The following is a 12,644-nucleotide window of genomic DNA, read 5'->3' as shown; positions in this document are numbered from 1 at the left end:
GGCGCTACCGGTGCCACGGGCGACACCGGAGCAACCGGTTCGACAGGTGCGACTGGCGCAACAGGTGCCACGGGCTCGACCGGTGCGACTGGTTCGACCGGTGCAACCGGCTCGACAGGTGCAACTGGAGCAACCGGTGCCACGGGTGATACTGGCGCAACCGGATCGACCGGCGCTACCGGCGCCACGGGCTCGACCGGCTCCACGGGTGCAACTGGAGCCACAGGTGCGACGGGTTCCACAGGAGCAACGGGTGCCACGGGCGCAACAGGCTCGACCGGCGCAACTGGCTCGACAGGTGCCACAGGCTCGACGGGTTCGACCGGAGCCACGGGTGCCACGGGCTCAACCGGTGCGACTGGCTCGACTGGAGCAACCGGCTCGACTGGTGCCACAGGCTCGACGGGTGCCACTGGTGCCACAGGCTCGACGGGTGCCACTGGGGCCACCGGTGCGACTGGCTCGACCGGAGCAACCGGCTCGACTGGGGCGACTGGGGCGACTGGCGCAACTGGCTCGACTGGAGCAACCGGCTCGACAGGTGCCACTGGGGCCACCGGTGCGACTGGCTCGACAGGTGCCACAGGCTCGACCGGTGCGACTGGTGATACCGGAGCAACGGGTGCAACAGGCTCGACAGGTGCCACAGGCTCGACGGGTTCGACCGGAGCCACGGGTGCCACGGGCTCAACCGGTGCGACTGGCTCGACTGGAGCAACCGGCTCGACTGGTGCCACAGGCTCGACGGGTGCCACTGGTGCCACAGGCTCGACGGGTGCCACTGGGGCCACCGGTGCGACTGGCTCGACCGGAGCAACCGGCTCGACTGGGGCGACTGGGGCGACTGGCGCAACTGGCTCGACTGGAGCAACCGGCTCGACAGGTGCCACTGGGGCCACCGGTGCGACTGGCTCGACAGGTGCCACAGGCTCGACCGGTGCGACTGGTGATACCGGAGCAACGGGTGCAACAGGCTCGACAGGTGCCACAGGCTCGACGGGTTCGACCGGAGCCACGGGTGCCACGGGCTCCACCGGTGCGACTGGCTCGACTGGAGCAACCGGCTCGACTGGGGCGACTGGTTCGACCGGCGCAACTGGCTCGACTGGTGCCACAGGCTCGACGGGTTCGACCGGTGCCACGGGTAGCACGGGCTCAACCGGTGCGACTGGCTCGACGGGTGCAACTGGAGCCACGGGCGCAACAGGCTCGACTGGTGCCACAGGCTCGACGGGTGCCACTGGGGCCACCGGTGCGACTGGCTCGACAGGTGCCACTGGCGCAACCGGAGCGACTGGTGATACCGGAGCAACGGGTGCCACGGGCGCAACAGGCTCGACCGGGGCAACAGGCGCCACGGGTGCGACTGGCTCGACCGGAGCAACCGGCTCGACAGGTGCCACTGGGGCCACCGGTGCGACTGGCTCGACCGGTGCAACTGGAGCGACTGGCGATACTGGTGCAACTGGAGCTACTGGTGCGACCGGCGCCACGGGAGCGACTGGCGATACCGGAGCGACAGGAGCAACAGGGGCCACTGGCGCTACCGGCGCCACGGGTGCAACCGGCGATACTGGAGCTACTGGTGCGACCGGGGCTACCGGAGCGACTGGAGCCACTGGTGCCACAGGCTCGACCGGTGCCACTGGAGCAACCGGAGCGACTGGTGACACCGGCGCAACGGGCGCAACTGGAGCAACCGGCGATACCGGAGCAACTGGAGCAACAGGCTCAACTGGCGCAACCGGTGCCACAGGTGCAACAGGTGCCACCGGAGCGACTGGCTCAACAGGTGCCACCGGCTCAACGGGTGCCACCGGCGCTACCGGCGCAACGGGTTCGGCCGGTCCGACAGGATCTACCGGACCGACCGGCCCGGGCGGTGGAACCGGCGACCACGGTGGCCAGCACGGCAACAACGGGCACGGCAATGGCGAGCAGCCACCGCCTGGCAATTCCGGCGACCACAACAATGGCGACAACGGCTCCCATCAGGGTCAGGGCAACTCTGCCGGTGGTCAGGGCAACGGAAACGGCGGCGGCAACAAGGCCAATGTCACGGCCAGCACGCTTGGTCTCAAGGACACCAAGCAATTCCTGTCGTCCGGTTCCGGCGGCAATGGCGGCGGCAACGGCGATTACACGTCGCTCCGTTCCCTCGTCGGAATGGCTGGCGGTTCGGTCGCGGCCGATCTGCTTGGCGCCCTCGGCAAGGTCAGTGGGTTTGGCAACCAAGGCAAGGGCGGCGGCGCGAGCACTGACCCGAACCTGGATACGACCAAGTCTGGCGTGGGCCATACCGACAGCGATCACACGGCCAAGTCGATCCTGAAGGATCTGCTGAAGCCGCAAGGGTGAGAGCAAAGCCGAACCGGCGGTTACGGATCGCCGCCGGTTCAAGACGCAAACACGGAACGCGCGGGCTCCTTCAAAAGACGGCCCGCGCGTTCACCATTTGGAAGTAAGTCGGGTTGCGAGGGTCGCAAGGACGGCCCGCTCAGGGTATAAGGAGGTTGCGGGTGACTTGGACTAAGCGTCCCGGTTGAGGATGCCCCTGACACTCGTTTGCGTGGTGGATGAAGAGTTCATGGTGAGCGTGCCCTCGAATCCCGGGATCAAGGCTGTTCCGGTACCTGCCGAAGCCGATGCCGGCGTTGCCAAGGCGACCGCGGGCAGCGCAGCAGCGTTCGTCCCGGGCGGCCCGGCCGAGATCGACCATCTGAACCCGCGGCTGAGGGCGATGCTGCGGGCCGCTCGCTATCACGGCGTGGAGCTCGATCCTAACGAATTCAAGGGCGCCGGCGCGACCGCTGCGGACTTGTCCGAATGGGCCGCAAACGCTGGCATGTGGTCGCGTGCCGTGCGCATACGCTGGTCGCATTTGCTGCGTTTTCACGACGCTGGGCCGGTTGTCCTTCTGCTCGGTGATGGCGGTGCCGTTCTTCTCGCCGGAGCCAGTGCCGAACGAAACGTCGTCTTCCTCAAGAATGTCGATGCGCCTGAGACAGATGGCCCCGTCGCAATTGATGAATTGCGGCTGTCGCAGGTGTGGACCGGCGAAGCGGTGCTGTTGCGCGCGGCTCGCTCCTATGTTCCGGCCGATGCGCCCTTCACGCTCAAATGGCTGGCGGAGCTTGTGCGGCTGGAGGGCCGGCCGCTGCGCGATATTGGCATCGCGTCCATTACGCTCAGCGTCCTGACCATCCTGCCTCCGCTCATCGTCATGACGGTTGTGAACAAGGTGCTGCAGTTCAACAGCATATCGACGCTGGTGCTGCTGTCGGCGGTTATCGGCGTCGTGTTTGCCTACGAGACGCTGCTTGGGCACGCGCGGCGCTTGATCATCAATGTCGTCGGCGCACGCTTGGATACCAAGTTGCAGTTGCATGTTTTTGGCCGGCTCCTGCGGCTGCCGCTCGATTATTTCGAGCGCCATCCGGCCGGCGAGACGATGTACCATCTCGCTCAGATCTATCGCATCCGCGAGTTCATGACGGGAAAGCTGCTGAGCACGCTTTTGGATTTGATCACGCTTTGCGTGCTTGTGCCGGTGATGTTTTATGTCAACAGCGCGCTTGCCTGGATCGTGGTCGCTTGCGCGGTCGTGATCATGCTGATCATCCTTGCCTTCCTCAAGCCCCTGCGCGGCAGATACAAGCAAGTGGTCGAGGCCGAGACCTGGAAGTCTGCTGCGATCGGTGAAACCGTTGTAGGGATCAAGACCGTCAAGGCGCTTGGCCTCGAGCCTCAGCGCAAGGCGCTCTGGGACGACCGCGTGGCGGAAGCGGGAAAAGCGCGCCTGGCATTTGGGCGGCTTGCCAATTGGCCGCAAACACTGGTCACGCCGATCGAGCGGGTGATGGTGCTCGGCACCATGCTCATCGGCGCCTATCTGGCGATGAACGACAGTTCCGGCTACATGGTCGGCGGCCTGTTTGCATTCATGATGATCTCCCAGCGCGTGGCGCAGCCACTGGTCGGACTGGCGCGATTGGTCGAGGACTATGAGGAGGTCGGGGCGGCGATCGGCGAGGTCGCCTCGGTGCTCAACCGGCCTTCGGAAACGAGTTCGAACGCCGTCGGTCTGCGGCCAAAGCTGCGCGGCCGGATCACGTTCAGCGACCTGAGCTTCAGTTACACCGGCACCAAGACGCCCGCGCTCGATCGTGTGAGCTTCGATGTCCCGGCCGGCACCATGTTCGGGATCGTGGGACGCAGCGGGTCGGGAAAGTCGACCATCGCGCGCCTCCTGCAAGGCATCAACCGCGACTATACGGGCTTCCTCAAACTCGACGGGGTCGACCTCAAGGAGATCAACCTGCGTCATCTGCGCAGGGGCCTTGGCGTGGTGCTGCAGGACAACTTCCTGTTCCGCGGCTCGATCCGTGACAACATCATCGCCGGGCGCAGCGGCCTTACGCTTTCGGATGCGATGCGCGCTGCGCATCTTGCCGGCGCTGAGGAATTCATCGAACGGATGCCCAACGGCTACGATACTTACATAGAGGAGGGCTCGCCCAACCTGTCCGGGGGTCAGAAGCAGCGCCTGGCGATTGCGCGTGCTCTCATTCACGACCCGACGATCCTCATTCTCGACGAGGCGACCAGCGCTCTCGACCCGGAAAGCGAAGCCGTGGTCAACGCCAACCTGATGCGCATCGCCAGCGGCCGCACGATGATCATCGTCTCGCATCGTCTTGCCTCGCTGACCGAATGCGACCAGATTCTTGTCATGGACCAGGGCAAGGTTCTCGATGTCGCGCCGCATGCGACGCTGCTCGAGCGATGCTCCGTGTATCGCCAGCTGTGGTCGCAGCAGAACCGGCATCTCGATGGACGAGGCGCTCGCCCGACCGTCGTGCCGCCCAGGTTGATATGAGCATGTATCGAGGACCGGCCAGCCGATGAGCAGCACCTCTCTCACAGCTCCATCTTCGCGTTGGCGCATCAAGAGCCCCGACCCGACGACTCCGGCAATACTCGAATTTCAATGGCCGTCGACTGCCGTCGCAAATGCGCCGATCCCGCTGGTAGCGCGCGGCATCGTATGGATCATCTTCAGCCTCGTCATTGCGCTGATCGTGCTCGCCTGGCTGATACCGGTCGACCAGGTGGTGACGACGCGCGGGCTCGTGGTTTCGCAATCGCCGAACATCGTCGTGCAGCCGCTCGAGACGGCGATTGTCCGCTCCATTGAGGTGCGCGAAGGACAGCGCGTCAAGGCTGGCCAGATACTTGCCCGCCTGGATGCCACCTTCGCGTCGGCGGACCTTGCTGCATTGGCCACGCAAGTGTCGACGCTCGAGGCAGAGGTGGCCCGTTTGAAGGCGGAGGCGGCGGGCCAGGCATTCAGCTATGACGGCCTGGATCCCAGCTGGACCCTGCAGGCGTCGATATTCGAGCGCCGCAAGGCAGTCTATGACGCAAAGGTCGAGAATTTCGACCGCCAGCACGATGAGCTGACCTCGGTGATCTCGCGGTCGCAGTCGGACGCCGACGGCTACCGCCAGCGCCTGGCCGTCGCGGCTTCGATCGAGCAGATGCGCAAGCAACTCGAAGCGCGGCAGGTGGGGAGTCGTCTCAACACGCTGCTGGCCGAAGACAACAGCGTAGAGATGTCGAGGGCGCTCGGCAACGCCGAGCAGACCGCGGAAGCCGCCAAACGCCAGCAGGCCGCGGTAGCAGCGGATCGCGACAGTTTCATTCAGGGCTGGCGAGCCGACGTTTCTCAGAGCCTTTCGGACGCGAGCGCGCGAATGTCCGATGCCCGCGAACTGCTCAACAAGGCGAAGCTCCGCAAACAGCTGGTCGAGCTCAAGAGCGAGTCGGATGCCATCGTTCAATCCGTGGCGAAAGTTTCGGTCGGTTCCGTCCTGCAATCGGGCGAACGCTTCTTCACGCTGGTGCCGGCCGACGCGCCGCTCGAGATCGAGACGAACATCGTCGGGCGAAGCAGTGGCTTCGTGCATGTCGGCGATCCGGTCGTCATCAAGTTCGACACCTTCCCTTATTCGCAATACGGCCTCGCCCACGGGACGGTACGGTCGCTAAGCCCGGATTCGTTTTCGGCGCAGGAACAGGCGCGGGATCCGAACAACGCGCTGGCCATGCTCCCCTCCGAACCTTTCTATCGGACGCGGATTTCACTCGATCAGGTCGCCCTGCACGATGTGCCAGCCGGGTTTGCAGTTACGCCCGGCATGCCGGTCACAGCCGATGTCAAGGTCGGCCGGAGAACCGTGCTGAAGTACATTCTCGGCGCGATGCTCCCGGTCAGCCAGGAAGCGATGCGGGAGCCGTAATGGCCAGCAGCAGGTTTTTGACTGATGGCAATATTTGATAGGCTCGCAAGCATAGCATCCCCGGCAGTCGCATTTCGCCGGGCGGTCAAACTCGCCGACGACGGCAGGGTTGCCGAAGCCTTTGCGTTGATGAGTGTCGCGGCTCGCGCCGGGATCGTTGAGGCCGAGTACAGAGTAGCTCGGAGCTATCTCGAAGGAACAGGTGTGCCTGCCAGCCGGCTGGAAGGTGCGCGCTGGCTCAAGCGGGCAGCCGAACATGGAAACGTCGAAGCGCAATCGCTTCTGGCTGCTCTCTACGTGAGTGGGCTTGCCTCGGCGCAAGATGAACCGGGCGGGCAATCGCAACGCCTGTTCGATCGCGATTCCACCGGCGAGCCGGACTTTGCGGCCGCGCTCGCCGTTGCGCAGAAGGCGGCTGCTGCAGGCTCCGCGGCCGGGCAAGCCATCCTTGGCTATATCCTCACCAGCGGTCCGGAGCGGATGCGCGATGCAGATGCTGCACTTCACTGGTACGAGAGATCGGCTGCCGGCGGCTCTGCCGAAGGAGCTCTCGGGCTAGCCCTTTCGCTCGCCCGGCTTGGCGATCCCGCCAAACGAGGCATGATCGTGAGCGCCGTTCGGCAGGCCGCCAGCGCCGGCTTGCCGACCGCGATCTATCTCCTGGCGGTGCTCAACGAGCGGGGAATGGGCGTGGAGCGCAATCTGCCGGAAGCCACTCGGCTCTACCAGGAAGCTGCCGAAGCAGGCTTGAGCGCCGCTCAGTTCCGACTGGGGCTGGCGCTGATCGAGGGCGGACTGGTCGAACCCGACCCGGATGCCGGCGAAGCGTGGATGCGCCGTGCCGCGCTCGCGGGTAATGTGGAGGCAGCGTATCTTCTGGGCGAACGCCACGTGCAAGGCGGGAGACAGGACTTCGTAGAGGCCGCGGCATGGTATCGGAAGGCAGCAGAGGCCGGTCATCAAGCCGCGTCCCGAGCGCTGGCCTCGTTATATCTTACCGGAAACGGTGTAGCGCAGGATCCGGAGGAGGGTGCCCGCTGGCTCCGGGCGGCGGCCGAAGGCGGAAACCTGGAAGCGCGGACCGACCTGGCGAATCTCGTTCTCGAAGGGTCGGGCGAACCGGTCGACCGTGCAAGCGTTGCTCGCTGGTTCGAAGCGGCTGCAAATGCCGGCGACCTGGTTGCGGCGTTCAATCTAGGGCTCTGTTTCGCCAACGGCGTTGGCGTCAGCCAGGACGAGACGCAAGCGGTGCAGTGGTTGAGGCGCGCCGCCGAAGGGGTTCCCGAGGCGCAGTATATGTACGCGCGAGCCCTGCAAGACGGGCGCGGTGTGCCGCCGGACCCAAAACAGGCTCGTCTGTGGTTCAAGCGGGCGGCCCAAGCCGGCTTCCCGGACGCGCAGGTTGCCTTGGCGGAAATGCTGCTCAATGGACGAGGCGGCCTGCCGGAACCCGCGGTGGCGGCGCGGTTGTTCGAGCGGGCGGCTTTAGCGGGTCATGTCAGTGCGATGTTTGCCCTCGGCGCGCTGTACGAGTCCGGCCAAGGCCTGTCTCTCGATCGTGAGGCGGCACAGAAATGGTTCGCGGCCGCCGCCGAGGGGGGGCATGGGCACGCGCAACTCATGCTGGGCCGCTATCTCTCCAGGGGTGTCGCCGGCGAGCGCAATCCCGCCGCTGCCCGGGTGTGGCTCGAACGGGCAGCCTCTCAAGGTGTCCACGAGGCCACTGATGAATTGGCTGATATCGAGTTGGCTTGAGAGCGTTGCACCTTGTTTCGGGACCGCATGGTCCTGGCACTTGTGGTGATTTGCTGCGCCGTTCGGCCAGGCCCATCGTCGTCCTGGTGCGGCTGCGACGATGGGCCTGGTCCGTCTGGTCGCTTGGCCAGTTTGGTGGCACATGGCCTTGCTATAGGCATCTTGCGACATTGAATCGAATTGCGCCCCACCAAAATGGTCCGAGTCGAAAGCGCATTGGTCTTAAGGACGCAATCGCGGCGCCTGGCTTGAACGTACCTTTACTGTCGCGTGTGCGTCAGTTTGGCCACGGTTCACCGTTTCACGGAAACGGCGAACCGCCCGACCTCCTTGTTTTTACCCAATTGCGGAGGGAGACCCGCTCACACTCCTGCAATCGCGCTGGCGATGAAGCCGACGCTCTCACGGTGCATGTCCGCCCCACGCCGCGCCATCTCTGCTGCCTTGAGGCCGCCGACAATCCTGCGGATCGTCGGGTTCCAACCGAGAAGTTCTGGCGCAATGCCGAGTTGGCCGCGCCCTGGCTTTCGCGGCGGCCAGACGCGAAGACCGAAATACCGGGCAGCCAGGCGGTCGATCTCACCGCTGAATTGAATGAGCAGGCTCCCACGAGCGGCTTCGAATACTCGGGCAAGCCCGTTGATGTCCATCGACGGTTTCTCAGCCGGCCGCAATGCAACCACGACAGCGTCCCACATTTCCGGCACTAGCATCTGCGGGTGAGCAAACACCGTCACTCTCGCACCTAGCTCGATCAGGGCATCTTCTATGTAACGCCTGCAAGGGGTGTCGCACAGGACGGCGATTCTCGTATCGCGGGCGTTTATGCCTGCGTCGTGCACCAGTCGACAGCACAGCCGGGCTAGATCGGGAAGCAGGTTTATGGTCGGGTTCTCTAGATTTGGCGCGGCGACTTTGACCTGCATCTCGCAGCAGGCGTTGAGGTCCACCATCTCGGGAGAGAGTTCCCATGGCTCGGCCATGAGGGCCACGACCGAATTTGGTCGGAGGTACTCGACGGTCGACCTTGATATTGGCCGTGTCCGGGGGCAGCTCACAAGAATGTCGACGTCATTCCAGTGATGGGGATGCATTCGTCGCATTATCTCCAGCCTGGCCGACTGCCCGGCATGGGTGGCGAGGTCCAACGCGTCCCAGGAGGTAGCTGGACTTCTGGCATGCTTCTTTCGCTCCGCTGTAAGCGCAAAAACGCTTCGGGCGCCGGCGAGCGCCGCTGCGGTTGCCGTGATCGCCTCTGAGCCAAACCCGGCTCCGGTAACCACCACCTGTCCGTCGAGATCGAGCTGAAACTTTTCAATGCATTCGCGGATGGCATCGACGACCGCTGCGCGGTCGACCTCGGTACCATGACCGGAATCTTCGTCTTCCGGCTGCGAAGTGCTGTTCACAGGGCGCCCCCACGCATCGTCATAAGGCTGGGTTCGCTCGCGGGCATTCTCCATGGGGCTCGGACCGATAATGTTGAGGCGACATGTCGACTAGGGTTGTTATCTTTTCGCAACCGCGAATTCTGCTGTAATATTAACAGTTTCCGCGGCGAGTACGCTGTAGGCCAAATCGCCTGATTTGTGGCGAAAATGTGCGCGAGATTTTCGGTCGACCTACCTCGTTTGGAGGAGGGTTTGATGCTCCTGGTTATGTCGTGACAGCTGGTTGAAGCGATCCTGTCCAGACGGGATCATGCCCGTCGTTTGCGGTCGCTCCGCTTTAACCGAGGGTCCAGGCAGCCTTTCGAACCACGAACCCCTCCGCAAATCCGTCCTTGGCGCGGCACTCCATGCCGCGCAACCGTGCCAGGCCACGAAACGTGTCCGCGTCGAACCAATCCTTGGATCGCTGGCTGCTGAAGTGGGCAAGAAGCAGTTCGATTTTGCGCTGCATCTGGGCTTCCGACAGCGGCATGTAGAAGTTTGGCTGGCCCAGGTCGCCGTCCCATTTGGGGATCTCATATTCGAGGATAAGGTGATCCCGAAAGAGGTTCCAGGTGATCCTGTTGACCTCCCGATGATCTTGGTGCGCATCATCCCGGCGGTGGGTGAAGATCAGGTCGGGCTTCACTCCTTTCGCCTGGGACGCAAGCCATTCCTTGATTTCCCGCTCTTGAGTCGGAAAATAGCTGTCATCGAAGTCGGCGATCGTCACGGTGGGATCCGCTACCCCTTCGAGGAAGCCATGCGCCGACGCGCGAGCCTCCTCGGCCCGGGCCCCGCGTCCGCTCAACACAATCCAGTGCAGGTCAAGCTTTGCGCCGCTGGCAACAAGGGACAAAAGTGTCCCTCCAGCGCCGATCTCGATATCGTCGGAATGGGCGCCAAGACAAAGTACGCACAGATTGTCCTGGGCGCCTCCGAGCGACAGGGCCCTCATGATCTGGCGACTGCAAGTCCGGTTTTTCCGGTCCGCTCGCGCATCTGCCGGTTCCAGGGCATGTTGCCTTTTTCAACCATGTCCTCAAGCACCTGCCAGTCGCGCAACGTGTCCATGGCGCGCCAGAAGCCTTTATGCTTGTAGGCCATCAGCATATCCGCCTCGATCAGCCTGCGGAAAGGTTCAAGCACGAGTTCTTCGCCCTCGCGCATGAAATCGAAGATTTCCGGCCTGAACATAAAATACCCGCCATTGATCCAGATATCCGAGCCCGTGGAGTTGCGGAACTCGCGCACGTGGCCGTCCTCGGCGATATCCGCGAAATGATAGGTGACCGGCGGGGGCACAGCGAGGAAGCAGGCGAGCTTTCCGCTCGCCCGGAACTGGCGCTCCATGTCGTCGAGGTCGACGTCCGTGAGCCCGTCGCTATAGTTGGCCAGGAACATCTCTTCGCCCCGAACCAGATCACGGGCGGCCCAGAGCCGTTCGCCGATGTTGCGCCAGATGCCTGTGTCGATGAGTGTAACTTGCCAGTCCTTGTGACTGTCATCCAGGAGCCTGACATCGCGACCGTCGCCGGTAACCACGCAGTCGGCGAACATCTGCGGCCGGCTGTTGAGAAAGAAATCCTTGACGACGTTTGCCTTGTAGCCAAGGCAAAGGATAAAGTCCTCGTGCCCGTAGTCGCTATAGTATTGCATCACATGGCGCAGGATCGGCTGCGGGCCGAGCGGGATCATCGGCTTGGGCACCGCTTCGGAATAATCGCGAATGCGGGTACCAAGCCCGCCGCAGAAAAGAACGACTTTCATGGCTGGTACTCCGCGGGATCTATCACCTTGACGAAGGGGATTGGCACGATGAATTTCGCGCCCCATGCCGCCACGTGCGACATCTGTCTCACGATCTCGTCCTTCAGGTTCCATGGCAGGATCAGGATGTAGTCCGGCTTGGCCTCCTCAATGGCCTCGACGGGCTTGATCGGAATGTGCATCCCGGGCGTGAAGCGTCCGTGCTTGTAGGGATTGCGGTCGACCGTGAAGTCCACAAAGTCGGGGCCGATCGCGCAATAGTTAAGCAGCGTGTTGCCCTTGCCGGGCGCCCCATAGCCGCAGATCGTCTTGCCTTCGTTCTTCGCCGAAATAAGGAAGCTGAGCAGGGCGCGCTTGGCGCCATGGGCGCGATCGGCGAATGAGGTGTAGGTCTTCATTTGTCTGAGGCCGCCGGTCGCCTCTCGCTCGAGCAATCCAGCCACCGCCGGCGACGGGCGGTGAACACTGTCTGTTCGCGCCAAATAGACACGCAGCGAGCCTCCATGCGTGGGCAGTTCCTCTACGTCGAAGACCTTGAGGCCGTGCCTGGTAGCCATCACGTCGATCGTCGTCAGCGAGAAATAGGAGAAATGCTCGTGATAGATCGTGTCGAACTGGTTTTCGTCGATGAGCCGCTCGATGTGCGGGAATTCAAGGGTCACCACACCCTGCGGCTTGAGCAGCAGCGCGATGCCGGCCACGAAGTCGTTGAGGTCTGGAACCTGCGCCAGAACATTGTTGCCGACGATGAGATCGGCCTGCTTGCCTTCGCTGATGAGCTCGCGCGCCAGGCCGACGCCGAAGAAGTCGACACGCGTCGGCACGCCCTTGGCGATCGCGGCTTGCGCGACGTTCGCCGCGGGCTCGATGCCGAGTGTCGGAACCCCCAGCGGCTGGAAATGCTGCAGCAGATAGCCGTCATTGCTGGCCAGTTCGACGACCAGGCTGTCTTGTCCGAGCCCGAAGCGCGCCGCAGCGTAGTCGCAATAGCGTTTCGCGTGCGCGACCCAGCTTGTGGAATAGGATGAAAAATAGGCGTATTCGGTGAATATCTCTTGCGGAGTAACATGCTCCGGCAACTGCACCAGGAAGCATTCCTCACAAGCCATCACGTGAAGCGGATAGTAGGCTTCGGCGTTGCCCAACTGGTCCGGCGGTATGAAACTTTCGCAGGGCGGCGACATCCCCAGATCGACAAATGTATGACGAAGGGGCGCTGCACAGAGCCGGCAACGTCGATCGTGTTCAACGGCCACGTGTTGGCGGCGCGCGTCAGCTGCATGAAAATTCATCGGACCCAACCCCGTATTTTATCTGCTGTGACCTTGAACCAGACAGCGAGAGCCACCGACTTGGTATTCTGGGAGATGGGTTAGTCAAATCGAAT

At 63.3% G+C, this 12,644-nt stretch carries 9 protein-coding genes; 3 read left to right on the top strand and 6 right to left on the bottom strand.

Translation table 11 applies throughout. The features are described from left to right. Together FJ988_RS31555 and FJ988_RS30795 are read right to left on the bottom strand one after the other, a co-directional pair. Positions 1 to 548 (bottom strand): hypothetical protein (locus tag FJ988_RS31555; RefSeq protein ID WP_407067846.1); only part of this gene is annotated, 548 nt, incomplete at its 3' end. Positions 549 to 1,803: 1,255 nt separating this feature from the next. Further along, positions 1,804 to 2,352, bottom strand: a complete 549-nt coding sequence (locus FJ988_RS30795) for a hypothetical protein (protein ID WP_181183492.1) — start codon at positions 2,350 to 2,352, stop codon at positions 1,804 to 1,806. Between the two features lie 235 nt (positions 2,353 to 2,587). Between FJ988_RS30795 and FJ988_RS10645 the strand changes: the two genes are divergently transcribed. Genes FJ988_RS10645 through FJ988_RS10635 form a run of 3 tightly spaced genes read left to right on the top strand, consistent with a single transcriptional unit; the run spans position 2,588 to position 8,057 of the window. Beyond that, positions 2,588 to 4,879 carry a peptidase domain-containing ABC transporter gene (locus FJ988_RS10645; protein WP_140817254.1) on the top strand — a complete coding sequence of 764 codons (2,292 nt, stop codon included), beginning with the start codon at positions 2,588 to 2,590 and terminating at the stop codon, positions 4,877 to 4,879. Positions 4,880 to 4,904: 25 nt separating this feature from the next. Next, entirely contained in the window at positions 4,905 to 6,302 is a 1,398-nt protein-coding gene (locus FJ988_RS10640) for an HlyD family type I secretion periplasmic adaptor subunit (RefSeq protein ID WP_140817210.1), read from the top strand. Between the two features lie 24 nt (positions 6,303 to 6,326). After that, positions 6,327 to 8,057, top strand: a complete 1,731-nt coding sequence (locus FJ988_RS10635) for a tetratricopeptide repeat protein (RefSeq protein ID WP_140817207.1) — start codon at positions 6,327 to 6,329, stop codon at positions 8,055 to 8,057. Between the two features lie 362 nt (positions 8,058 to 8,419). Here the strand turns inward: FJ988_RS10635 and FJ988_RS10630 are convergent, their stop codons facing one another. The 4 genes from FJ988_RS10630 to FJ988_RS10615 all read right to left on the bottom strand — a co-directional run bounded on the left by FJ988_RS10630 (position 8,420) and on the right by FJ988_RS10615 (position 12,549). Then, positions 8,420 to 9,466, bottom strand: a complete 1,047-nt coding sequence (locus FJ988_RS10630) for a hypothetical protein (protein WP_140817204.1) — start codon at positions 9,464 to 9,466, stop codon at positions 8,420 to 8,422. Positions 9,467 to 9,785: 319 nt separating this feature from the next. After that, complete coding sequence (locus FJ988_RS10625; RefSeq protein ID WP_140817202.1) at positions 9,786 to 10,445, bottom strand: PIG-L deacetylase family protein; 660 nt, start codon at positions 10,443 to 10,445, stop codon at positions 9,786 to 9,788. Next, complete coding sequence (locus FJ988_RS10620; protein ID WP_140817200.1) at positions 10,442 to 11,257, bottom strand: sugar phosphate nucleotidyltransferase; 816 nt, start codon at positions 11,255 to 11,257, stop codon at positions 10,442 to 10,444. The genes FJ988_RS10625 and FJ988_RS10620 overlap by 4 nt, the downstream gene beginning before the upstream one ends. Further along, positions 11,254 to 12,549, bottom strand: a complete 1,296-nt coding sequence (locus FJ988_RS10615; RefSeq protein ID WP_140817197.1) for a class I SAM-dependent methyltransferase — start codon at positions 12,547 to 12,549, stop codon at positions 11,254 to 11,256. The genes FJ988_RS10620 and FJ988_RS10615 overlap by 4 nt, the downstream gene beginning before the upstream one ends. Positions 12,550 to 12,644: the final 95 nt, after the last annotated feature.

Origin of the sequence: Mesorhizobium sp. CU3 (assembly GCF_006442965.1) — a bacterium.
In the GTDB taxonomy this organism is placed as follows: Bacteria; Pseudomonadota; Alphaproteobacteria; order Rhizobiales; family Rhizobiaceae; genus Mesorhizobium.
This window is presented reverse-complemented; position numbering and strand designations above follow the sequence as displayed.